This window comes from Mesoflavibacter sp. (assembly GCF_964226795.1).
GTDB lineage: Bacteria > Bacteroidota > Bacteroidia > Flavobacteriales > Flavobacteriaceae > Mesoflavibacter > Mesoflavibacter zeaxanthinifaciens.
Map to the genome: position 1 here is coordinate 40,761 of NZ_CAXQQP010000008.1, position 23,751 is coordinate 64,511.

Here is a 23,751-nt window from a genome sequence, read left to right on the forward strand (position 1 = left end):
ACATTTTTAATCTTTTAGCCCCAAAGCTATCTAAAACAAACATATACCGATGAGAAAAGTAGACAACCAAACAACTAATCGCAGTAGTCTATACTGCGCTATTTTTGGACACAACTTTCAGGTGAGTAAAAACATCACCTACCATGTTAAAGAGTACAAATGTTGCAATTGCAAAAAAGAAATGACCACCAATAGCAACGGTGACTTAACAGAATTAACTCCTAAATTTAAAGAAATTAATTCCGTTTTAGAACGAATACATAACAACAAACTAATTAGGTTATCTAGACAAAGGATTGATTACCCTCAATTTAAAATGACGTCTTAATCTTCTGTAGATTTAAAACTTTTCCATCCTTGAGCTTGTAACTCAATCTTTTGATCTGCTCTTGTAACTAAATGTGCACCTGCATTTTTTTCAGTAATATAACCAATGACAGTTAAATTTGGATTTGCTTTTATTTTCGGGAAATCTTCTTGGCTTATCGTCATTAAAAGCTCATAATCCTCACCTCCGTTTAAAGCTATTGTAGTACTATCGATATTAAATTCTTCACAAGTAGCAATAACTTGAGGATCTAAAGGTATTTTGGTTTCGTATAGATCGCAACCTACGTCACTATTTTTACATATATGAAGTATTTCTGAAGATAAACCATCACTAATATCAATCATAGATGTAGGTTTTACATCTAACTCCTTTAATAACTTAACAATATCCTTTCTTGCTTCTGGTTTAAGTTGTCTCTCTAATAAATAAGTATACTGATCTAAATCTGGTTGATTTTGAGGGTTTACTTTAAACACTTCTTTTTCGCGTTCTAAAACTTGAAGTCCTAAATAAGCAGCTCCTAAATCTCCGGTAACCACAAGCAAATCGTTTGGTTTAGCTCCACTACGATATACCTCATTATCTTTATCTACATGACCTATTGCTGTAACAGAAATTACTAGTCCAGATGTTGAACTTGTAGTATCTCCTCCTACTAAATCTACGCCATAAATATTGCAAGCAGTTTGTATACCTGCGTAAAGCTCTTCTATAGCCTCTAACGGAAACCTATTAGAAACTGCAATAGACACAGTAACTTGAGAAGCTTGTGCATTCATTGCATAAATATCAGATAAATTAACCATAACTGCTTTGTAACCTAGGTGCTTTAAAGGCATGTAGGACAGATCAAAATGCACACCTTCAACTAAAAAATCTGTTGATACTACAACTTTATCTCCTTTAAAATCTAAAACAGCAGCGTCATCGCCAATTCCTTTAATAGTTGATGATTGTTTGATTTCAAAATTTTTAGCTAAATGGTCTATCAAGCCAAATTCTCCTATTTGACCTAAATCTGTACGTTGTTGATTTTTATCTTCTATCATAGTGCAAAAATACTAAGGCTATTTTAAAAGGTAGGTTAAAAGTAAGATTAATTGTTATAATTAATAGTTAGCATAAATCTAAATTAACTACAAATTTTATTTAATTGTTAGTATTTCTGTTAAATTTGCTAAAATCTCAATATCAGAACTTAACCTAAATGAATTATTTAAAAAAATTACCATTTATAGCTTTTAGTCTTTATATCTGTTTAGCTCATGCACAATCTCCATGTGAAAATGGATTTGCTTCCCATACAATAAATGGCGTAACAACATCTTACCCTTGCGACGGTTACGACTTGCTATCTAGAGTACCTATTTCTGTCTTAGCAACTACACTAGGGACAGAAGAAGGTAGTGATATTTGGGGATGGACAGATCCTTTAGACGGAAAAGAATATGCTATTATTAGCACAACAAATAGCACTGCTTTTGTTGACATTTCTGACCCTTTAAATCCAACTTTTTTAGGAAGAATAGAAACTGCAAACGGAAACACATCCTATTGGCGAGATGTAAAAGTGTATAATAATCATGCTTACATAGTTGCTGATGGCGTAGGTAATCATGGCATGCAAGTTTTTGATTTAACCAATTTAAGAAATGGTCCAAATCCGGATTTAACATTTACTAGTGCTATAAATGATGGCGGAGTTGTAGTATTTAGTGGCGATAACGGAATTAACATTGGCAGCTGTCATAATATAGTTATTAATGAAGAAGACGCAACCGCTTATCTGGTAGGCTGTAACGCAGTTAGTGGCGGACCTATATTTGTAGACATTTCTAACCCTAGCACGCCAACAATTAGTGGTAGTTATTCTGCAAGCGGATATACACATGACGCACAAGTTATAACTTATAATGGCCCAGACACAAACGCTAGTAATGTTACTGGAGTTTCTAGTTATATAGGTAGACAAATTTTAGCAGCTAGTAATGGAGGATCTAATGATAAAGTTGTGTTTTTAGATGTTACAGATAAAAGCAATCCGCAGTTTATTTCAGAAATTACATATCCAAGTCCAGGTTACGCACATCAAGGTTGGTTTACAGAAGATCATAAATATTTCATTTTTGGAGACGAAACAGACGAAATGAATTTTGGAAACAATACACGAACTTTAGTGTTTGATGTTAATGATTTAGATAACCCATCATTGTTATCAACATATTATGGACCTTCAGATGCAATAGACCATAATGGCTACATTAAAGGTAACAAGTTTTACTTAGCAAATTATCGTGCTGGCATGCGTGTAGTAGATATTTCAACAGTAAACACAACTTCTAACTCCATGACAGAAATTGGTTATTTTGATACTTACCCATCTAGCAACAGCACAGCTTTTAATGGCGCTTGGAGTATATATCCTTATTTTGCTAGCGGAAATATCATTATTAGTGATATTGAAAGAGGCTTATTTGTAGTTAGAGAAAGTGATAATGCATTAAATACTAAAGAATTTGAAATTGCTAATAATTTTTCAATGTCTCCCAACCCAACAAAAGGTAAAAGTAAATTAACAAGTAACAGCACAAAAAAAATAATGACTGTTCAAATATTTAATGTACTTGGTAAAAAGGTATTTGATAAAAACAATATCAATGCCAGAACCTTCGTTTTACCAACAGATAATTATAACAATGGGATTTATATTGTCCGAATAAACGATAGAATATCTAAAAAACTGATAATCAATAAATAAAAAAATGAACAACTATAAACTTAAAATAAAACACTATTACAAAACATTAAGTTTAATAGTTATTCTTTTATTAAACCTTAGCTGTTCAGAAGATGAAGAGCTTACATCAACACAGCCTAACAACAGCACACAAAGCTCTCAATCACCCTGTATTGATGGATTAGCAGGAAATTATCCCTGTAATGGCTTTGATTTAATGGGAGAAATAGATGTTCTAACTTTAAGCGGATCTACTGCAGCAAGAGGTAATGATATTTGGGGATGGACAGACCCATTAACCCAAAAAGAATATGCAATAACCGCTTTAACTAACAGCACAGCATTTATAGATGTTACTGATGCAACAAACCCTATATTTTTAGGTAGACTTGAAACAAACACAACCTCAAGTATATGGAGAGATGTTAAAACTTATAATAACTACGCTTTTATAGTTGCAGATAATGCAGGCTCGCACGGCATGCAGGTCTTTGATCTTACAAGATTAAGAAACCTTACTTCTACACCAGTAACATTTACTGCAGATACAACCTTTAACGGTGTAGATAGCTGTCACAACATAGTCATTAATGAAGAGGAAGGTGTAGCTTACCTTGTTGGATGTACCAATAATAATGGAGGTCCTATATTTGTAGACATTACTGATCCTTTAAATCCCACATACTTAGGCGAATATAACTCAGCAGGCTACTCTCATGATGCGCAAGTTGTTACTTATAACGGACCAGACAGCGACTACACTGGACATCAAATATACATAGGTAGTAATGGCAATACAGATCAAGTTGTAATTTTAGACGTTACAGATAAGTCTAACATTACTCAAATAAGCAGTATATCTTATCCTCAAACAGCCTACGCACATCAAGGTTGGTTTACAGAGGATCAAGCCTATTTTATTTTAGGTGATGAGGTAGACGAAATCACCTATGGCTTTAACACAAAGACTTTAGTTTTTGACTTTAACGATTTAGACAACCCTTCATTATCTTCAACATATTTTGGACCAACACCAGCAATTGATCATAACGGTTATGTAAAAGGAAACGAATATTATTTAGCCAACTATCGTGCAGGTCTAAGAGTATTAGACATCAGTAATGTGTCTGCAGCATCCAACGCTCTTGTAGAAAATGGTTTTTTTGATACTTATCCTGCAGATGATAATCCTGATTTTAATGGCGCATGGAGTGTATATCCTTATTTTGAGAGTGAAAATATTATAATAGGAGATATTGATGCTGGACTTTTAATTATTAGAAAAAGTAATTAAATGAAACATATTTATCTAAAAATAATTGCCTTAGCTTTCGTTTTAACTTCTTGTAAAACTGAAGATGACACACCTCAACCTCAACAAGAACAAGAAACTCCAGAAGTAACAACAACAGGCAGCATAGAAAACATATCAACTTTTGGCGGTTCAAAAAATGATAGCGCAGAAGCAGTAATAAAAACATCTGATGGCGGATACGCTGTTGTTGGATATACACAATCTGTAAATGGCGATATCACAAACAAGTCTGACGAAAGTTATGATGCATGGTTATTAAAATTTGACGCTAGCAACAATTTACTATGGAACAAAACTTACGGAGGTAGTAATGATGAAAAAGCTAATGATATTATCCAAACTAACGATGGTGGATTTATTGTAATAGGATACACTTTTAGCAACGATGGAGACGTAAGTAATAATGCTGGTCAACAAGATTTTTGGGTGTTTAAAACAGATCCTCAAGGTAATATTGAATGGGAAAAAACTTATGGCTATTCTGGTTTAGATTACGGATTATCAATAATACAAACAAATGACAACGGTTATTTTTTAACAGGTGTTTTAGACGTTACTGCTTCTGGAGGAGAAGGTAACACCAGAAGCAATCAAACCTTACATGCTGGCGGCGACTATTGGGCTTTAAAAATAGATGAAACAGGCAACCTACAATGGAGTAAATATTTTGGCGGTTCCTTCTCAGATACGCCTTACGACACTTTACAAACAGAAGATAATGGCTTTATTATTATAGGATCCTCAGATAGCACCGATTTTGACGTTACAAACAACATCGGTTCTTACGATTTTTGGGTTATCAAAATAAATAGTCAAGGTATTTTAGAATGGAAAAAAAATTATGGTGGCTCTCAAATAGATGAAGCACGTAAGATAATAAAAACAAATAATGGTAATTATCTAATTATTGGTGACACAAGAAGTGAAGATGCAGATATCTCAAACAGTTTAGGTGCTGCAGATGTATGGTCTATTATAATTAATGATTCTGGTCAACTTTTACAAGAAACCAATTATGGAGGAGAAAGTTTTGATGTTGGTCGGGCTGTTATTTCTGATTTAGAAAACGGATATCTTTACTGCGGAAGCTCTAGAAGTGGCACAGGACAACTCACCCAAAATAATGGACAAAATGATATTTGGGTTTTTAAAACTAATTCAAATGGTGATTTAAATTGGCAAACATCAATTGGAGGAAGCAACATAGATTACGGACATGGAATTACTCAATTAGACAATGGTAAAATTGTAGTTGTTGGCGTCTCTAGCAGTAACGATATTGACATACCAGAAAACAAAGGTTTTGAAGACTTAATTATAACAACATTAAATTAAATGAAAAAAATAGCAACATTAATAGCTTTATTTTTAACCCTAACTGCATGTAGCGAAGATGCAGACGACAATGCTGTAGCAGAAACAAATGCTAGTGTTAGTTTTAAATTTACACACAATTGGAATGACCAATTATTAGATAGCTCTAACTTTGAAAACTTAGACCTTACAAACGAAAACGGAGAAGTAATAAACATTGACAGAATAAGATACCTTATCTCTCGTATTGAATTAATTAATACAGATAACAACCTTAGCTATGTATTTGATGGTTATAAATTTACAGATTTATCAAACGAAGATACATATGATTTCTCTCCAGAAACCAATGCCGTTCCACTAGGTAATTATCAACTTAAATTTATTTGGGGATTTAACCAACAAGATAATATAAACGGTGCTTATCCAGATTTAAATACTGCTTCTTGGAATTGGCCAGACATGCTTGGTGGCGGTTATCACTTTTTACAATTTGATGGCATGTATAATGTTAACACAACTAACCCTGCACCTTTTAACTATCATAATGGAACTGCAAGAGTAAGCGAAGGTGTTTTTGAGCAAAATTTTGCAACAATAACATTTTCAGAGTCATTCACTATTTCAAACAATGCAACGATTGAAGTTAAAATGAATATTGCCCAATTTTTTACCAATCCAAACACTTGGGATTTAAACGTATTAGACACACCACTAATGCCTAATTATACCGCACAAAAAATGATGCAAGAAAATGTATTATCTGTATTTAGCTTAGGTGAAATTATACAATAAATATTAATGAAATATTGGATTACATATTGCCTATTAACAATTATTATTTGTTCGTGTTCAAAATCTGAAGACACAATAAACAATAATGATGCTTATGTACCTATACCTTATCAATTAGAAGTACCGCAACATTTTGACCAATTGTTAATAGATCCAATTATTCCTTTTGACAACCCAATGACAGAAGAAGGTGTTTCTTTAGGAAAACGCTTATTTTACGATCGTATTCTATCTGTAGATAACACAAAAGCTTGTGCAAGTTGCCATATGCCACAAAATGGATTTTCAGACTCTAATAAATTTAGCGTTGGTGTTTCAGGTAATTTTGGTAATCGCAATAGTATGCCTTTAATTAATTTAGCATGGAACTTTGATGACAAATACTTTTGGGACGGACGCGCATTAGGACTAGAACATCAAGCATTAGAACCAGTTACCAATCCAATTGAGCTAGAAAATCCTTCATGGAGTGATGTAGAACACAGACTTAACAACCATCCAGAATATCCAAATTTATTCAACCAAGCGTTTGGTACTTCAACTATCACAAAAGACTTAGTGACAAAAGCAATTGCACAATTTGAGCGTACTTTAATTTCTGGTAATTCCAAATTTGATAAATTTCTAAATGGAGAAGCCACCTTAACTGCTCAAGAACAAGAAGGTTTAAATGTGTTTATGGATGAAGAACGTGGTGATTGTTTCCATTGTCATGGTAATCCTAACAATCCGCTTTGGACAGACAATCAATTTCACAACAATGGTTTAGATGCTACTTTTACAGACTTAGGCTTGGGTGCAGTTACAGGCAATCCTAATGATAATGGTAAGTTTAGGTCACCAACACTACGTAATTTAGCTTACACTGCACCATATATGCACGACGGTAGATTTCTAACTTTAGACGATGTTATAGAACACTACAGTAGCGGTCTTCAAAATTCTTCAACTATTGATCCTTTAATGAAAAAAGTAGAGCAAGGTGGCGTTCAACTTTCAGAAGAAGACAAGAACAACTTAAAAGCTTTCTTGTTATCACTTTCTGACCCTTCATTTATAAACAATCCCGCATTTCTTCCTCAATAAGAAAAATCAATCTGCCTATTTATTAATATAATGTTACTAAATATGGTAAACAGAGACTTAAATTGTATCTTTGCATTCTATTTAGATAAACTCTAATAAACAGGTATGATAAAAGTTTCTGATACAGCAAAAAAGAAAGTCATCGAATTAATGAATGATAATGGCTTTAATCCTAGCACTGACTACATAAGAGTTGGTGTAAAAAGTGGTGGTTGCTCTGGTTTATCTTACGATTTAAAGTTTGACAAAACCAAAGCAGAAGAAGATAAAGTTTTTGAAGATAATGAGGTTAAAATTATTGTTGACAAAAAAAGTTTTTTATACCTAATAGGTACCACTTTAGAATATTCAGGAGGATTAAACGGAACTGGTTTTGTGTTTAATAACCCTAATGCCAACCGTACTTGCGGTTGCGGAGAAAGTTTTTCACTTTAAAAAAAGAAGACAAAAATTACTATGTCAAAATATACTGAAGACGATTTAAGAGAAGAATTAAAAACTAAAGAATACGAATACGGTTTTTACACAGATATTGAATCTGACACCTTTCCTGTTGGTTTAAACGAAGACATTGTTCGTGCCATTTCGGTTAAAAAAGAAGAACCTGAATGGATGACCGAGTGGCGTCTTGATGCCTTCAAAACTTGGAAAGAAATGGTAGAACCAGAATGGGCAAACGTACATTACGAAAAACCAGATTTTCAAGCTATTTCTTATTACTCGGCTCCAAACAACAAACCTAAATACGATAGTTTAGACGAAGTAGATCCAGAATTATTAGACACTTTTAATAAACTTGGAATTTCTCTAGACGAACAAAAAAAATTAGCAGGTGTAGCTATGGATGTTGTTGTAGACTCTGTTTCTGTTGCAACTACATTTAAAAAGACATTAGCAGAAAAAGGTATTATTTTCTGTTCTATCTCTGAAGCTATCCGCGAATATCCTGATTTAGTAAAAAAATATATTGGTACCGTTGTACCTAAAAAAGATAATTTTTACGCAGCATTAAATAGCGCAGTATTTAGTGATGGTAGTTTTTGCTACATCCCTAAAGGTGTAAAATGCCCAATGGAATTATCTACCTATTTCCGTATTAATCAAGCAGGAACAGGACAGTTTGAGCGCACATTAGTTGTAGCAGATCAAGGTAGTTACGTAAGTTATCTAGAAGGTTGTACAGCACCAAGTCGTGACGAAAACCAATTACACGCTGCAGTTGTAGAGCTTATAGCATTAGATGATGCCGAAATAAAATACAGTACCGTACAAAACTGGTTTCCTGGAAATGCCGAAGGAAAAGGTGGTGTTTATAACTTTGTAACCAAACGTGGTTTATGTGAGAAAAACGCAAAAATTTCTTGGACTCAGGTAGAAACAGGTAGTGCTGTAACTTGGAAGTACCCAAGCTGCGTATTAAAAGGAGACAACTCTGTTGGTGAGTTTTACTCTATTGCAGTAACTAATAATTTCCAACAAGCAGATACAGGAACTAAGATGATCCATCTTGGTAAAAACACAAAATCTACAATTATTTCTAAAGGGATTTCTGCAGGTAAATCTCAAAACTCTTACCGCGGATTAGTACAAATAGCAGGTCGCGCAGAAAATGCACGTAACTTCTCACAGTGTGATAGTTTACTAATGGGTAACGAGTGTGGCGCACATACATTCCCATACATTGAAGCAAAAAACAAATCGGCACAAATAGAACACGAAGCTACAACCAGTAAGATTGGAGAAGATCAAATCTTTTATTGTAACCAACGTGGTATTGATACCGAAAAAGCAATTGCTTTAATCGTCAACGGTTTTAGTAAAGAAGTATTAAATAAATTACCTATGGAGTTTGCTGTAGAAGCACAAAAACTTTTAGAAATTTCATTAGAAGGATCTGTAGGATAATCAATTTTTAACTATGAAAAAACTAATCATTCTTCTTATTACCCTTTCTTTAGTTGTTGCTTGTAAAAAAGACAAAAAAGAATCTGTTGTAGAGCAAACAGAAACAGAGGTTAAAAAAGAGCCTATCAAAATGTTTATGCTTGATGGTGGTACTGTTCAAGTTAACATGCTTGAAATTTTTTCTCAAGATGATGCTTATAAAGGACAATCAAAAACCTTTGCAGATGCATTTTATTTAATTCAGCATCCAGACGGTAACTTATTATGGGACGCAGGATTATCTGAAGATTTAATAGGGAAAGAACCATTTACAACTCCAGAAGGCGCTTTTACTGTAAGTAGAAAAACAGGAATTGAAGAACAACTAAAGTCAATAGGCTTATCAACAGATGATGTAAAATATATTGCCCTATCGCATACACATTTTGACCATTCTGGATCTGCATCTAAATTACCAAACGCCATTTGGATCGTTCAAGAAAACGAGTATAACTTTGTAACTAGCGAAGAACAAAAAAAACAAAGTCCAGACAACTTTAACGCGATAAAAAATTTAAAAGCTTTAAAGAAAATAAATGGTAATTATGATGTTTTTGGTGACGGAAGAGTTGTAATAGTATCAACTCCAGGTCATACACCAGGTCATCAGTCTTTATTTATAGATTTAGAACAAGAAGGACCATTAATGCTTACAGGAGACATGTATCACATGGAAGAAAGCAGAAAAAACTCTAGAGTACCAATCTTTAATCATGATGTTGATCAAACTTTAGCATCAATGGAAGTTTTTGAAACATTTGCAAAAGAAAAAGGAGCACGTGTTATTATACAACATTCAACAAAAGATTATAACAGTTTAAATCCAGCACCAGAACCAATTAAATAGTAAAAAATGAAAAAAATAATTCTTATTTGTACTATCATATTAGCTTTTGGTTGTAAAGACGAAAAGAAAAATACCGAAACCACTTCAACAGATAAAAAAGTTGAAACCAAAAGATTAGTTGGAGAGTTTGTATACTATGCAGACGCAGCAGTTTTTCAAGTAAAAAATGATATTTACGGTGTTATTTTAGATGAAAAATCTGAAGCTTTAAATAAAGAAGCAGAGCCTTACAAAAAAGAAGCAACAGATATGGTTATAGCAGATGTAGAGGCACAAATTATCCCAAAAGATAAAAATGAAGAAGGCTGGCCATACAAACTAAAAATAGAAAAAATACATAGTGTTAAAGCACTAGACCCGAATAAAAACGACGTTATTAAATTAGGAAAATAAACAGTATGTTAAAGATAAATAACTTACACGCAAGCGTAGAAGACAAATCTATATTAAAAGGTATTAACCTAGAAGTAAAACCAGGTGAAGTACACGCCATTATGGGACCAAACGGTTCTGGTAAAAGTACATTAGCTTCTGTAATTGCTGGTAAAGAAGATTACGAAGTTGAGGATGGAGATATCTTTTTAGAAGGAGAAAACATTAACGAGCTTGCAGCAGAAGAGCGCGCACATAAAGGTGTATTTTTATCGTTTCAATATCCAGTAGAAATTCCTGGAGTTTCGGTAACCAACTTTATGAAAACTGCTATAAACGAATCTAGAAAAGCAAAAGGGCTAGAAGATATGCCAGCTAACGAGATGTTAAAGCTAATTCGTGAAAAATCAGAATTACTAGAAATAGATCGTAAATTCTTATCTCGTTCTTTAAACGAAGGGTTTTCTGGAGGAGAAAAAAAGCGTAACGAAATTTTCCAAATGGCAATGTTAGAACCAAAATTAGCTATTCTTGACGAAACTGATTCTGGTTTAGATATTGACGCTTTACGTATTGTTGCAAACGGTGTAAATAAATTAAAAAACAAAGATAACGCTGTTGTAGTAATTACGCACTACCAACGCTTATTAGATTACATCGTACCAGATTATGTACACGTGCTATTAAATGGACGTATTGTTAAATCTGGAACTAAAGAATTAGCACACGAGCTAGAAGAAAAAGGTTACGATTGGATTAAAGAAGAAGTTGGTGCATAAGCACTTTCTAGCAAATTAAAATTATGTAGAATAATACAGCTTTAAGCAGCATTTAAAATGCGTTGAAGACTGAATACTGAAAACTTAACAAATGAGTTTAAAAGAAAAATTAGTTTCATCTTTCATGGCTTTTGAAGACCATGTAGACGTTGATACTAAAATACATGATATTCGTACAGAAGCTATAAAACTTTTCGAAGATAAAGGCTTTCCTACAAAAAAAGATGAAGCTTGGAAGTACACATCTTTAAACAGTATATTAAAACATGACTATAGCGTATTCCCTAAACAAGAAAACGCTATAGAATATAGTGATATAAAACAATATTTTATTCACGATATAGATACTTACAAGATTGTTTTTATCGACGGTAAATACTCATCTCATTTATCTCAAACTACACACGAAGGTCTAGATGTTTGTTTAATGTCTGCTGCATTAACAAAACCAAAATACCAATTGGTTATAGAAAATTACTTTAACAAAGTAGCAGAAAAAGATGGCTTATCATCTTTAAACACAGCATTTTCTCAAGAAGGCGCGTTTATTCACGTCCCAAAAAACAAAGTAGTTAACAAACCTATTCAAATTGTACATTTTTCTACAGGTAACGAGTCTGCACTTATGCTTCAACCTCGTAACTTAATTGTAGTTGACGAGAATAGTCATGTACAAATTATAGAACGTCATCAAAGTCTTACAGACAATCCTGTATTAACCAATAGTGTTACAGAAATATTTGCCAACAAACGCGCAATTGTTGATTATTATAAAATTCAAAATGATAATCTAAATGCCTCTTTAATAGACAACACTTTTGTAGAGCAAAAGCAAGAAAGTTTTGCTTCTGTTCATACCTTTAGTTTTGGTGGTAAATTAACCAGAAATAACCTTAATTATTATCAAAACGGAGAGCGTATAGATTCTACATTAAAAGGAGTAACAATTATTGGTGAAAAACAACATGTAGATCATAACACATTAGTACATCATATAGAACCAAATTGCGAAAGTCACCAAGATTACAAAGGTATTTTTGACGATAACGCAACCGGCGTATTTAATGGTAAAGTAGTTGTTGAAAAAGAAGCACAAAAAACAAATGCTTTTCAATCTAACAACAATATTTTAGTTAGCGATAAAGCTACAATTAACACCAAACCTCAACTAGAAATTTTTGCAGACGATGTAAAATGCTCTCACGGTTGTACAATTGGTCAGTTAGACGAAAGTGCTTTATTCTATTTAAAATCTAGAGGTATCCCAGAAAAAGAAGCAAGAGGATTATTAATGTTTGCATTTAGTAACAACGTATTAAGTTCGGTAAAAATACCAGAACTTAAACAACGCATTACTAAACTTATTGCACTTAAATTAGGCGTCAATATAGGATTTGATCTATAAAAAATTATTAGAAGCTAATCCCGCTATTCGCTATATCTTTTTTTCGTACCTCAAAAAAGGATGTCGCTACTATCGGGGCTAAACAAAACAGCTATGATTAATGTTGAAGACATACGAAAAGATTTCCCTATACTTAATAGACAAGTAAATGGTAAACCTTTAGTGTATTTTGATAATGCTGCAACGTCGCAAACACCACAACAAGTTATAGATGTAATAGTAGATTATTATTCTAATTATAACGCTAATATACATCGCGGTGTACACACACTAAGTCAAGAAGCCACAGATAAGTACGAAGCTGCACGTAAGACTATTCAAAATCATTTTAATGCTAAACATACTTATGAAGTTATTTTAACTTCAGGAACAACACACAGCATTAACTTAGTTGCTAATGGCTTTACTTCACTTTTAAATGAAAAAGATGAACTTATAGTCTCTGCATTAGAACATCATAGCAACATTGTTCCTTGGCAAATGCTTTGCGAAAAAACAGGAGCTACACTTAAAGTAATCCCTATGACTAAAGAAGGCGAATTAGACATGAATGCCTATGTTAATTTACTTTCTGAAAATACTAAATTAGTCTTTGTTAATCATATATCTAACGCATTAGGCACCATTAATCCTATTGAAGCAATTATTGAAAAAGCACATCAAGTTGGCGCTGCTGTTTTAATAGATGGTGCGCAAGCTTGTCCACATATAAAACCAGATGTACAAGCATTAGATGTAGATTTTTATGTAACCTCTGCTCACAAAATGTGTGGACCAACAGGCGTTGGTATGCTTTATGGTAAAGAAGAATGGTTAAAAAAACTTCCGCCTTATCAAGGTGGTGGAGAAATGATTGACCAAGTTACTTTTGAAAAAACAACTTACGCAGGTTTACCTCATAAATTCGAAGCAGGAACACCAAATATTTGTGGAGGCATTGCTTTTGGAGCCGCAATAGATTACATGAATGCTATTGGCTTTGATAACATTGCTAATTACGAGCATGACCTTTTAGAGTACGGTACTAAAAAACTTTTAGAAATTGAAGGTCTAAAAATCTACGGAACTTCTAAAAACAAAACATCTGTAATATCATTTAACTTAGATGGTATACATCCTTATGATGTTGGTACATTATTAGATAAAATGGGGATTGCTGTTCGTACTGGTCATCATTGTACGCAACCAATAATGGATTTTTATAAAATACCAGGTACAGTAAGAGCTTCGTTTGCATTCTATAATACTAAAGAAGAAATAGACGCTTTAGTTACTGCTGTAAAAAAAGCAAAGATGATGTTAAGTTAAACATGATTTACATATATTTTTTTTAAAGCACTTCATAAAAGAGGTGCTTTTTTATTGAATAAAATTGTCATTTTGTCTAATAATTAAGATTTTGTTTGAAAAATATTTAATAATTTATGATTTATACCATATATTGACCAACATAAACTGATTAAATATAGCAAAATGAAAAAATTATTTTTAGGAATAGCTAGTGTAGCACTGCTGTTTATGTCTTGTAACGACAATCAAAGTGAATCATTAAACGAAGAACAAGCTAAAGTAGACATGTCAGATTTTTATTTGTATACAGATGCAGATAATGATGAAACTGCAAGAGCAGCACAAGGAAAAGCCGTTTGCTACTCGATGGTAAACCTAAACCGTCTATTAAACGAAAATCCTGGTTTAGATAAAAAAATGTATGACATAGAATACAATACTAGAAGTTTTATTGCTTCAAAAAAACCTGATGGTGCAGGTAACGGAAATGGAAATGGCGGCGGATCTGGAGGATCTGGCGGCGGTGGTGGAGACACTTCCGACAATTTAGGCGTGGTAAATATTCCTGTTTACGTACATGTAGTTTACAGTAATTCTGCTCAAAATGTTAGTGATCAACAAATTAATGCTCAAATCGCTGTGTTAAATGATGATTTTAGAGCTTCAAATAACGATGTTAACCAAGTCCCTTCAGAATTTGCTAATTTAGTAGCTGACACTGAAATCAACTTTACATTAGCTGGTACATTTAGACACTCAAACTCTACATCTGCTTGGAGTACTAATGATGCTGTAAAAGCTGCTTACCCACCAGTAACACCTTCTACTCACTTAAATATTTGGGTATGTAACATTAGCGGTGGTATTTTAGGATATGCACAATTCCCAGGTGGACCATCTGCAACAGATGGAGTTGTAGTATTATACTCTAGTTTACCAGGAGGATCGTCAGCACCTTACAACCAAGGAAGAACATTAACTCATGAAGTTGGACACTATTTAAACTTACGTCATATTTGGGGAGACGGAAGATGTAAGCAAGACGATTTTGTTGCAGACACTCCATCATCAGATGGACCAAATTATGGTTGTCCTTCTTATCCAACTGTTAATTGTCGTTCTAATGATATGACTATGAATTACATGGATTATGTAAATGATGAGTGTATGTATATGTTCTCTCAAGGTCAAAAAGAAAGAATGAGAGCTATCTTCCAAGCTGGCGGATCAAGATCTGCTTTAGTAGGAAACTAATCCATTAAAGTCATAAAATTCTAAAAGACGCCATATTTGGCGTCTTTTTTGTATTATTATAGTAAATAATAAATTTCAATAAAGATGAAAACCTATATTCTTATTTTTTTAACCTTGTTTTTAAACGCATGTAATGCTTCTAAAAATATACAATCTGACTTAGCTAAAAGTAACACAGAAATATCAAAAAACGCTAAAACAACACAATTAGACGTTACGTCATTTGAATATACTGCGGTTACAAGAGGCGGTTATTTAATGATAAAAGCTAATAAAGATAAAATTACATATCAATTATCTCGCACGTCTAAAGAAGAAACAAAAGATTGCACAACTAAGAATTGGGAAACTTTAACCAACTTAGCTAGTAATTTTGACATTACAAAAATTAATGAATTTGAAGCTCCAAGTAAAGCACATCAATATGATGGTGCTGCAATTGCTAACTTAAAAATTTTTATTGGAGAAAAAACATACGGTTCTCAATCTTTTGATGCGGGTAATCCTCCAAAACAAATTGCAGAAGTAGTTAACTATCTTTTAAACTTAGTGCCAAAAAATTAAGACTGGTTTAACGACAAGTCAAGGCTTACAATAGAAGAATATTCATTAATTTTGTAACTGAAAAAGACAGAAACGACTTATGCCTAGTATAAAAGAAATTCAAGAAGACATCATAGACGAATTTTCAATGTTTGAAGATTGGGAAGAGCGTTACCAATACATGATAGATCTTGGTAAAACCTTACCATTAATTGACGAGCAATACAAAACCGACGATCATATAATTAAAGGTTGTCAAAGCAAAGTTTGGGTACATGCTCAAATGGATGAAGATAAAGTAGCCTTTACTGCAGATAGCGACGCTATAATTACCAAAGGGATTATTGCTATTTTAATTCGTGTGTTCTCAAACCAACACCCAAAAGATATTATCGAAGCAGATACCGATTTTATTGATAAAATTGGATTAAAAGAACACCTATCTCCTACAAGAGCAAACGGATTAGTTAGCATGATTAAGCAATTAAAGATGTACGCAATTGCTTATCAAACACAATTAAAATAATTTCGCTTTCGCGGAATAACAAAAGAAAAAGAAAATGAGCACAATAGATACAGCCGAATTAGGAGAAAAAATAGTAAAGGTTTTAAAAACCATTTACGATCCAGAAATACCAGTAGATATTTACGAACTAGGATTAATTTACGATGTATTAGTAAACGAAGATTACGAAGTAAAAATCCTAATGACCTTAACAACACCAAACTGTCCAGTTGCAGAAACTTTACCTCTTGAAGTAGAAGAAAAAGTAAAATCTCTTAACGATATTAAAGACGCTGAAGTAGAAATTACTTTTGATCCACCATGGTCACAAGACTTAATGAGTGAAGAAGCAAAACTAGAATTAGGAATGCTATAAAAGCAATCAAAATGGCAGACGAAATTATAAACCGCGTAGCCAATAGCAAGCTGCAAGTAATAGATCTAGAAGATTATTATCCATCTGGTAAACGTGTAGTTTTTGACATTAAAGATTGGCTTTATGAAGGATTAGTCCTTAGAGAAAAAGATTTTAGAGAACAAGTAAAAGCATATGACTGGTCTCAACACAAAAACCAGTACGTGGCAATAACTTGTAGTACAGATGCCATCATACCTGATTGGGCATTTATGTTGTTGGTCGTTAATTTAGAGCCTTTTGTCGAAAAGTGCCATATTGGAAATTTAGAGGATTTAGAAACCTCAATTTACCAAGATAAAATTGACCAGATAGACACTACAATTTACCAAGATAAACCAGTAATCGTTAAAGGCTGTAGCAACAAGCCAGTCCCTATAAACGCTTACACTATGCTTACTTCTAAACTAAAAAAACACGCCAAATCAATTATGTATGGAGAAGCATGTTCTTCTGTGCCATTATTTAAGCGTTAACAACTTTATTGATTATTTAAATTACTGAATAACAGACCGTTAAGTTGTTTTGGTAATTTCACATAAATCAAAAGTAAAACTTACCTTTGCATCCGTTTTATTAAAAACTAAAAATAATTAGAAATGAAAAAAGTATTACTTATTGGGGCTATATTTTTAGGAATCGTTTCCGTAAATGCTCAAACAAAAGAAGAATTAAAAGCTGAAAAAGCTGAAAAACAAGCACAAGCTGATAAGTTTCAAGCAGAAGCAAATGCTATACAAGCTCAAATAGATGCGTTACCAGGTTGGAGAGTTGGTGCTTTTGGTACCATTGGAGGAAGTATCTCTGAATTTAACAATTGGTATGCTCAAGCAGCACCTAACAACAGTTCTGGTAATATTGGTTTTACTGTAAATGGTTACGCAAATTTAATTGAAGAGAAATTTTTCTGGCGTAATAACTTAAATGTGAATTTAGGTTGGGTAAAATTAGATGATAAAGACGATCCTACAGACAGCGATAAGTTTAGAGAAAACACAGACGTTTTTAATATCACATCTCTTTATGGTAGAAAATTAAGTGATAAGTGGGCAATTTCTGGATTAGGAGAATACAGAACAACATTATTAAACAACTTTAATAACCCAGGTTATTTAGATCTTGGTGTTGGTGCAACTTGGACACCTATAGAAAACTTAGTAGTTGTAATACATCCATTAAACTACAACTTTGTTTTTGCTGATGAAGGTACTGTTTTTGAATCTTCTTTAGGAGCCAAGTTTGTAGCAGACTATACAAGACAAATTGGTAAAGTAAACTTTAAATCTAACTTCTCTGGTTTTGCTAGCTATAAAAGCGGTGACTATTCTAACTGGACTTGGATTAACAGTTTTGGGTATACATTATGGAAAAACATAGGTGTTGGTTTTGACTTTGGTTTAAGAAGTAACAAACAAGAAGCAGCAGCTTACCAAGGTGTAAGTTTAGATAATGCAGATAATGATTTACAATCTTACTGGTTATTTGGTTTAAACTATAAACTATAATAAATACTCTAGATTTAGATATAAAAAAAGTGCTTCCCAAAAAGGAAGCACTTTTTTTATGCGTTAGGGATTGAGCTATTATTGGAGCACATCTTTGATTGCGACTAGCGAAAGCCCGACGCACTTTTGTCATTAAAAACAAAAGTGGGTAACGCCCAAGTTATTTTACTCTTCTTCTCCTAAATTTTCATAATCGTAATCCGGATACAAGAAGTGATTATAAGGAAAACGTGTAACGTGTATTTCTCTTACTTCATTATATACACGCTTTTTAAATTCTTCTAAGTTTTTCTTGTTTAGCGCAGAGATAAATAAAGCATTGTCTTCTCCTACTCTATTCATCCAAGTCCTTTTCCATTCAGCCAAACTATAATGTTCTGTGGTACGTTCAGCAGTTAAATCGGTTTCATCAAACGGTTCTGCCTTATAAGCATCAATCTTATTAAACACCATAATTGTAGGTTTGTCTGCGCTATCTATTTCACCTAAAATTTTATTTACAGAAGCAATATGCTCTTCAAAATTTGGATGCGAAATATCTACAACATGAAGCAATAAATCTGCTTCACGCACTTCATCTAACGTACTTTTAAAACTTTCTACCAATTGTGTTGGCAGCTTACGTATAAAACCTACAGTATCGGTTAATAAAAATGGTAAATTCTGAATTACAACTTTTCTAACCGTAGTATCTAAAGTTGCAAATAGTTTGTTTTCTGCAAAGACTTCAGATTTACTAATGGTGTTCATCAAAGTAGATTTACCTACGTTTGTATAACCAACTAAAGCTACACGCACCATTTTACCACGGTTACCACGTTGCACAGCCATTTGCTTATCAATAGTCTTTATTTTTGCCTTTAACAATGCTATTTTATCACGTACAATACGTCTATCGGTTTCAATCTCGGTTTCACCTGGTCCACGCATACCAATACCTCCTTTTTGACGCTCAAGGTGTGTCCACATTCCTTTAAGTCTTGGTAACAAGTATTCGCATTGTGCTAATTCTACCTGCGTACGTGCATAACTGGTTTGAGCACGTTGTGCAAAAATATCTAAGATAAGGTTAGTACGGTCTAATACTTTTACACCTAAAATCTTACTAATATTGCGTTCTTGCGCTGCGCTTAACTCGTCATCAAAAATGGCTGTCCCAATTTCATTATCATCAATAAACTGCTTTACCTCTTCCATTTTACCTGTACCAATAAATGTTTTGGGATTAGGCATCTCCATTTTTTGGGTAAAACGTTTTTTTACTTCTCCGCCTGCTGTATAGGTTAAAAACTCTAGTTCATCTAAGTATTCTTTAGATTGTGCTTCGTCTTGTTCTCTTGTTACTACACCAATTAATACGGCGCTTTCTAATTCTATGTCTTTTTTCTCTAGCATATAAATATTTATATTGCAAATTTACATAATTGTAGCCACAATAAATTTGCTATTTTTAGACTTTTAAAATTCTATCCTTTTGAAGTTTAATATATTTAAATCTAAAACTAATAAACAAACTGTTGCTTTTTATAATATCGAAAATCTTTTTGATATTTATGATGACGAATTTACTCGTGATGATGATTTTATTCCTACTTCTAAAAAGCGCTGGACAGTTAAACGTTATAAAAATAAGCTACGTAAAATTGGTTATGCTATTTCTAACATAGGTAGAAAAGAAACCAACAGTCATCCAGCAATTATTGGTTTAGCAGAAGTAGAAAATGATGCTGTATTAAAGGATTTAATTGCTTCAAAACATCTTAAAGAATATCCATATCAATTTGTACATTATGATAGTCAAGATGAACGTGGTATAGACGTAGCATTTATTTACGATAGTAAAAAGTTTGAGGTTTTACATTCTGAAATTTTCACCTTTACTTTAACCGATGAAGATGGATTACCCGACTACACAAGAGATATCTTATTAGTATCTGGTTTGTTTTTTGGTGAAAAAATACATTTTATAGTCAACCATTGGCCATCAAGAAGAACTGGTGATGTTGCTACAGAATTTAAACGTATTAAAGCATCAGAACAAGTACAAGCTATTATTTTAAGACTACAAGAAGATTATGACAATCCTAAAATTGTAGTAATGGGAGATTTTAATGATGATCCTTTTAGTAATAGTATAAAACAGTTGGTAGATAATATAGGTTTGTTTAACCCGATGGACACTCTACTATCTATTGATAGAGGTACAACAAGTCATAATTTTGAGTGGAATTTATTTGATCAGATTATAATTACACACAATTTTTTTGAAAGAAAGCCAAAAACACTACGCTACGTAAAAGCAGATATTTATGATGCAGATTTTTTAAAACAATATGACGGTAAGTATAAAGGTAGTCCTTATCGAACTTATGTTGGTAAAAATTATAAAGGCGGTTACAGCGACCATTTTCCTGTATATCTGATCTTAAATAAAAAATAAGTTTTTAAAATGAAATTAAAAACACTTTTAGTCTTTATTTGTATTCTGGCAAGTCCTTTTGCTAACGCTCAATTTACACCATATTTTGAAAATTATTCACTTTCAAAATATAATGCAAGTAACCAAAATTGGGGAATATCTAAAGGAGATGACGGTAAAATTTATGTTGCTAACAACAACGGACTTTTAATTTATAATGGATTAAATTGGAAAATTAAATCGTTACCTAATAAAACAACTATAAGATCTGTTTTAGCGGTAAAAGACAAGATTTACACTGGTTCTTATGAAGAATTTGGATATTGGACTTACAATGACAAAGGTCAAATTATCTATCATTCATTATCGCATTTACTAAATAAAACTAAATCAACAAGTGAAGAGTTTTGGCAGATATTAGATTACAACGATAAGATCGTTTTTAGATCGTTTCAAAATATTTACGTTTATGAAAATGATAAAATCACTAAAATTAATTTACCATCTACAGTTATTTCTTGCAGTATAGTTAATAACACTTTATATGTTTCAACTTTAAACAAAGGTGTGTTTATACTTAACAATCAATTAAAATTAACTCCTTTCATTCAAGATGATATTATAGCAGGAGATAGAATAATATCTATTTCTAACTATAAAAATCAATTGCTACTTACAACAGATTTAAAAGGTTGTTTTATTATTAAAAATAAAAAGTTAGAACCATTAAACTTACCCATAAACGAAACTTTAAAAAAATATCAACTTAATCGTTTTGGACAGCTTGATAACGGATATTTAGTTTTTGGAACTATCAAAAATGGACTTTATATAACCAATCATAATGGTGAAGTTGTTTATAATATAAACAAAGAAAATGGACTTGCTAACAATACTGTTTTAAGCATTTTAATTGAAAAAAATGAAAACATTTGGCTGTGTTTAGACAATGGTCTTTCTAAAATTAACTTAAAAAACAATATCTCTTATTACAATGATGTAACGGGTAAATTAGGAGCTGTTTATGATGTTATAAATTTTAATAACACCATCTATATAGGAAGTAATACTGGTCTTTATTATCTAGACCAAGACCATAATCTTAAATTTATTGAAGGTACACAAGGACAAGTTTGGGATTTAAAAATAATTGATGATCAACTATTTTGTGGTCACAATAACGGTACATATCTGGTTTCAAAAGACAAAATTGAACTTATCTCTAACTTCACTGGTGGTTGGACTTTAAAAAAAATACCAGATACAGACATATATACCCAAGGTACCTATGGAGGTTTAGTTAAATTTAAAAAAGAAAATAATAAATGGCAAGTTAACCATTTAGGTAAAACGACTAATCCTACGCGATTTTTAGAATTTGAAAACAAACAACAAGCATGGGCTGCAAACGCTTATAAAGGATTAAGTAAAGTTGTTTTTAATACTAATCATGATTCAATAACAAAAGTTGTAGACTATAATCATAAAGGTTTAGAAACAGATTATAACGTAAGAGTTTATAAACTTAAAAACACCATTTGTTTCAAGACAAATAATGGTTGGAAAAAATACGAGCCCTTATTAGATAGCATAGTACCATATCCTTTTTTAAATGAAAAGATAGGCAAAAACTCAGATGTAATTTCAGAAGCATCAACAAACAGTATATTTTTTAAAAACAATAACGGAATTATTAAACTAGATGAAGATAATTCTGTAAAAGAAATTTTAACAAGAAACTATTATGACAACCGTATTATCTTAGGTTATGAAAACGTATCAAAATTAAACGACTCAACATACACATTAAATCTTAACGATGGTTTTTTAATGTTTAATCCTAATCATAACTTTTCTGCTCAATCACCAAAAACTCCAGCTATAGAGCAAATAAAAGTTAATGATACTTATGTGAGTTTAGAAAATAAAGTTATAGACATACCCAACAATGGTAATATCAATATTACTATATCATCACCTGGTTCAACTAGCCATAGTTTTGAATATAGCCTTACTACAGATCCAAATAAATGGGAAAAAGTAGATAATGAAAACCTGGTACTATCTAATCTAAAAAATGGTGATTTTGGAGTGCTTTTTAGAACCACTAATAAATCTGGACAAACATCTGATGTAAAATCATTAAAATTACACGTACTTCCACCTTGGTATAAATCTAGTCTTGGATTTATACTATACTTTATTGCAGCATTAATCCTTACGGCTATTTTTTATTTTTTACACAAGCGTAAAATGTATAAAGAACAAAGAAGACTTGAAATTGAATTAAAAAAAGAACAACAGCACTTATTAAGAGAAAAAAACATAGAAAACGAACGCAAATTAGTAGAAATTAAAAATGAAGCTTTAGAAAGCGAAATTCAATTAAAGAGCAAACAACTAGCAAATACCGCAATTGCACTAGTTAAAAAGAACGAAGCTTTACTAGAAATAAAAAAAGATCTTCAAATTAACGAAGGGCAGTTTAGCAATAAATTAATTAACAGAAGAATTCAGAAAAAAATAGATCAAACCATTGGTAACAAAGATCAATGGGAAATATTTGAATATAATTTTAACCAAGTACACAAAAAGTTTTTCAATCAGTTAAAAGAAAAACATCCAAAATTATCACCTAAAGATTTAAAGCTTTCTGCCTACATCAAAATGAATCTAACCACAAAAGAAATTGCACCTCTAATGAACATATCTACACGAGGTGTAGAAACGCATAGATATCGTCTTAAAAGAAAACTAAAACTAGATAAAGAAGACTCTCTTACCGAATATTTACACAGTTTTAATTAGTACTTTTTTTAACAAAATAAGTCATTTTTAACATACGTCAAAACTACGTCACTATAACGTTTTAGTTGCGTATTTGCTAATTTTTTA

At 32.3% G+C, this 23,751-nt stretch carries 23 protein-coding genes; 21 read left to right on the forward strand and 2 right to left on the reverse strand.

The window, feature by feature from the left end; all coding sequences use genetic code 11:
- Positions 1–49 precede the first annotated feature (49 nt).
- Entirely contained in the window at positions 50–328 is a 279-nt protein-coding gene (locus ACEQT4_RS07120) for a hypothetical protein (RefSeq protein ID WP_081653165.1), read from the forward strand.
- Here the strand turns inward: ACEQT4_RS07120 and thiL are convergent.
- Positions 325–1,380: a thiamine-phosphate kinase gene (thiL, locus tag ACEQT4_RS07125; RefSeq protein WP_370226744.1), complete on the reverse strand. Its 1,056-nt coding sequence runs from the start codon at positions 1,378–1,380 to the stop codon at positions 325–327. The genes ACEQT4_RS07120 and thiL overlap by 4 nt on opposite strands.
- A 158-nt stretch (positions 1,381–1,538) precedes the next feature.
- Between thiL and ACEQT4_RS07130 the strand changes: the two genes are divergently transcribed.
- The 18 genes from ACEQT4_RS07130 (at position 1,539) to ACEQT4_RS07215 (ending at position 18,437) form a co-directional block, all read left to right on the forward strand.
- On the forward strand, positions 1,539–3,089 hold the full coding sequence (locus tag ACEQT4_RS07130; RefSeq protein WP_370226746.1) for a choice-of-anchor B family protein: 1,551 nt from the start codon (positions 1,539–1,541) through the stop codon (positions 3,087–3,089).
- A 4-nt stretch (positions 3,090–3,093) separates the two neighbouring features.
- Positions 3,094–4,362: a choice-of-anchor B family protein gene (locus tag ACEQT4_RS07135; protein ID WP_370226747.1), complete on the forward strand. Its 1,269-nt coding sequence runs from the start codon at positions 3,094–3,096 to the stop codon at positions 4,360–4,362.
- Positions 4,363–5,718 carry a hypothetical protein gene (locus ACEQT4_RS07140; protein WP_370226748.1) on the forward strand — a complete coding sequence of 452 codons (1,356 nt, stop codon included), beginning with the start codon at positions 4,363–4,365 and terminating at the stop codon, positions 5,716–5,718.
- The gene (locus ACEQT4_RS07145) at positions 5,719–6,492 is read left to right on the forward strand and encodes an MbnP family protein (protein ID WP_370226750.1); all 774 of its coding nucleotides are present in this window, start codon (positions 5,719–5,721) and stop codon (positions 6,490–6,492) included.
- A gap of 6 nt (positions 6,493–6,498) precedes the next feature.
- On the forward strand, positions 6,499–7,578 hold the full coding sequence (locus tag ACEQT4_RS07150) for a cytochrome-c peroxidase (RefSeq protein WP_370226751.1): 1,080 nt from the start codon (positions 6,499–6,501) through the stop codon (positions 7,576–7,578).
- A 105-nt stretch (positions 7,579–7,683) separates the two neighbouring features.
- A complete protein-coding gene (locus tag ACEQT4_RS07155) occupies positions 7,684–8,013 on the forward strand; it encodes a HesB/IscA family protein (protein WP_370226752.1) in 330 nt (109 codons plus the stop codon).
- A 21-nt stretch (positions 8,014–8,034) separates the two neighbouring features.
- On the forward strand, positions 8,035–9,483 hold the full coding sequence (sufB, locus tag ACEQT4_RS07160) for a Fe-S cluster assembly protein SufB (RefSeq protein ID WP_027879141.1): 1,449 nt from the start codon (positions 8,035–8,037) through the stop codon (positions 9,481–9,483).
- A 13-nt stretch (positions 9,484–9,496) separates the two neighbouring features.
- On the forward strand, positions 9,497–10,369 hold the full coding sequence (locus ACEQT4_RS07165; RefSeq protein ID WP_370226753.1) for an N-acyl homoserine lactonase family protein: 873 nt from the start codon (positions 9,497–9,499) through the stop codon (positions 10,367–10,369).
- Positions 10,370–10,375: 6 nt separating this feature from the next.
- Positions 10,376–10,762: a hypothetical protein gene (locus ACEQT4_RS07170; protein WP_370226754.1), complete on the forward strand. Its 387-nt coding sequence runs from the start codon at positions 10,376–10,378 to the stop codon at positions 10,760–10,762.
- 5 nt (positions 10,763–10,767) lie between these two features.
- A complete protein-coding gene (gene sufC, locus ACEQT4_RS07175; RefSeq protein WP_027879144.1) occupies positions 10,768–11,520 on the forward strand; it encodes a Fe-S cluster assembly ATPase SufC in 753 nt (250 codons plus the stop codon).
- A gap of 91 nt (positions 11,521–11,611) precedes the next feature.
- Positions 11,612–12,925, forward strand: coding sequence for a Fe-S cluster assembly protein SufD (gene sufD, locus ACEQT4_RS07180; protein WP_027879145.1), 1,314 nt, complete (start codon positions 11,612–11,614; stop codon positions 12,923–12,925).
- 93 nt (positions 12,926–13,018) lie between these two features.
- A complete protein-coding gene (locus ACEQT4_RS07185) occupies positions 13,019–14,233 on the forward strand; it encodes an aminotransferase class V-fold PLP-dependent enzyme (RefSeq protein WP_370226980.1) in 1,215 nt (404 codons plus the stop codon).
- A gap of 165 nt (positions 14,234–14,398) precedes the next feature.
- Positions 14,399–15,469, forward strand: coding sequence for a zinc metalloprotease (locus tag ACEQT4_RS07190; protein ID WP_027879148.1), 1,071 nt, complete (start codon positions 14,399–14,401; stop codon positions 15,467–15,469).
- Positions 15,470–15,553: 84 nt separating this feature from the next.
- The gene (locus ACEQT4_RS07195) at positions 15,554–16,033 is read left to right on the forward strand and encodes a hypothetical protein (protein ID WP_370226756.1); all 480 of its coding nucleotides are present in this window, start codon (positions 15,554–15,556) and stop codon (positions 16,031–16,033) included.
- A gap of 79 nt (positions 16,034–16,112) precedes the next feature.
- Positions 16,113–16,538 (forward strand): SufE family protein, encoded by a 426-nt coding sequence (locus ACEQT4_RS07200; RefSeq protein WP_027879150.1) that lies wholly within the window; start codon positions 16,113–16,115, stop codon positions 16,536–16,538.
- Between the two features lie 34 nt (positions 16,539–16,572).
- A complete protein-coding gene (locus ACEQT4_RS07205; protein ID WP_027879151.1) occupies positions 16,573–16,893 on the forward strand; it encodes a DUF59 domain-containing protein in 321 nt (106 codons plus the stop codon).
- An 11-nt stretch (positions 16,894–16,904) separates the two neighbouring features.
- Entirely contained in the window at positions 16,905–17,408 is a 504-nt protein-coding gene (locus tag ACEQT4_RS07210; protein ID WP_370226757.1) for a DUF2480 family protein, read from the forward strand.
- A 123-nt stretch (positions 17,409–17,531) separates the two neighbouring features.
- A complete protein-coding gene (locus tag ACEQT4_RS07215; protein WP_027879153.1) occupies positions 17,532–18,437 on the forward strand; it encodes a DUF3078 domain-containing protein in 906 nt (301 codons plus the stop codon).
- A 165-nt stretch (positions 18,438–18,602) separates the two neighbouring features.
- On the opposite strand, the gene hflX is transcribed toward ACEQT4_RS07215, so the two are convergent.
- Positions 18,603–19,832 carry a GTPase HflX gene (hflX, locus tag ACEQT4_RS07220; RefSeq protein WP_370226758.1) on the reverse strand — a complete coding sequence of 410 codons (1,230 nt, stop codon included), beginning with the start codon at positions 19,830–19,832 and terminating at the stop codon, positions 18,603–18,605.
- A 79-nt stretch (positions 19,833–19,911) separates the two neighbouring features.
- Between hflX and ACEQT4_RS07225 the strand changes: the two genes are divergently transcribed.
- Complete coding sequence (locus ACEQT4_RS07225) at positions 19,912–20,877, forward strand: endonuclease/exonuclease/phosphatase family protein (protein WP_304141039.1); 966 nt, start codon at positions 19,912–19,914, stop codon at positions 20,875–20,877.
- 9 nt (positions 20,878–20,886) lie between these two features.
- Complete coding sequence (locus ACEQT4_RS07230; RefSeq protein ID WP_370226759.1) at positions 20,887–23,664, forward strand: LuxR C-terminal-related transcriptional regulator; 2,778 nt, start codon at positions 20,887–20,889, stop codon at positions 23,662–23,664.
- Positions 23,665–23,751: the final 87 nt, after the last annotated feature.

Bases quoted from the DNA above. Each gene is read 5' to 3' on its own strand.
- ACEQT4_RS07120 (WP_081653165.1), top strand. From the start codon at position 50: ATGAGAAAAGTAGACAACCAAACAACTAATCGCAGTAGTCTATACTGC.
- thiL (WP_370226744.1), bottom strand. From the start codon at position 1,380: ATGATAGAAGATAAAAATCAACAACGTACAGATTTAGGTCAAATAGGA.
- ACEQT4_RS07130 (WP_370226746.1), top strand. From the start codon at position 1,539: ATGAATTATTTAAAAAAATTACCATTTATAGCTTTTAGTCTTTATATC.
- ACEQT4_RS07135 (WP_370226747.1), top strand. From the start codon at position 3,094: ATGAACAACTATAAACTTAAAATAAAACACTATTACAAAACATTAAGT.
- ACEQT4_RS07140 (WP_370226748.1), top strand. From the start codon at position 4,363: ATGAAACATATTTATCTAAAAATAATTGCCTTAGCTTTCGTTTTAACT.
- ACEQT4_RS07145 (WP_370226750.1), top strand. From the start codon at position 5,719: ATGAAAAAAATAGCAACATTAATAGCTTTATTTTTAACCCTAACTGCA.
- ACEQT4_RS07150 (WP_370226751.1), top strand. From the start codon at position 6,499: ATGAAATATTGGATTACATATTGCCTATTAACAATTATTATTTGTTCG.
- ACEQT4_RS07155 (WP_370226752.1), top strand. From the start codon at position 7,684: ATGATAAAAGTTTCTGATACAGCAAAAAAGAAAGTCATCGAATTAATG.
- sufB (WP_027879141.1), top strand. From the start codon at position 8,035: ATGTCAAAATATACTGAAGACGATTTAAGAGAAGAATTAAAAACTAAA.
- ACEQT4_RS07165 (WP_370226753.1), top strand. From the start codon at position 9,497: ATGAAAAAACTAATCATTCTTCTTATTACCCTTTCTTTAGTTGTTGCT.
- ACEQT4_RS07170 (WP_370226754.1), top strand. From the start codon at position 10,376: ATGAAAAAAATAATTCTTATTTGTACTATCATATTAGCTTTTGGTTGT.
- sufC (WP_027879144.1), top strand. From the start codon at position 10,768: ATGTTAAAGATAAATAACTTACACGCAAGCGTAGAAGACAAATCTATA.
- sufD (WP_027879145.1), top strand. From the start codon at position 11,612: ATGAGTTTAAAAGAAAAATTAGTTTCATCTTTCATGGCTTTTGAAGAC.
- ACEQT4_RS07185 (WP_370226980.1), top strand. From the start codon at position 13,019: ATGATTAATGTTGAAGACATACGAAAAGATTTCCCTATACTTAATAGA.
- ACEQT4_RS07190 (WP_027879148.1), top strand. From the start codon at position 14,399: ATGAAAAAATTATTTTTAGGAATAGCTAGTGTAGCACTGCTGTTTATG.
- ACEQT4_RS07195 (WP_370226756.1), top strand. From the start codon at position 15,554: ATGAAAACCTATATTCTTATTTTTTTAACCTTGTTTTTAAACGCATGT.
- ACEQT4_RS07200 (WP_027879150.1), top strand. From the start codon at position 16,113: ATGCCTAGTATAAAAGAAATTCAAGAAGACATCATAGACGAATTTTCA.
- ACEQT4_RS07205 (WP_027879151.1), top strand. From the start codon at position 16,573: ATGAGCACAATAGATACAGCCGAATTAGGAGAAAAAATAGTAAAGGTT.
- ACEQT4_RS07210 (WP_370226757.1), top strand. From the start codon at position 16,905: ATGGCAGACGAAATTATAAACCGCGTAGCCAATAGCAAGCTGCAAGTA.
- ACEQT4_RS07215 (WP_027879153.1), top strand. From the start codon at position 17,532: ATGAAAAAAGTATTACTTATTGGGGCTATATTTTTAGGAATCGTTTCC.
- hflX (WP_370226758.1), bottom strand. From the start codon at position 19,832: ATGCTAGAGAAAAAAGACATAGAATTAGAAAGCGCCGTATTAATTGGT.
- ACEQT4_RS07230 (WP_370226759.1), top strand. From the start codon at position 20,887: ATGAAATTAAAAACACTTTTAGTCTTTATTTGTATTCTGGCAAGTCCT.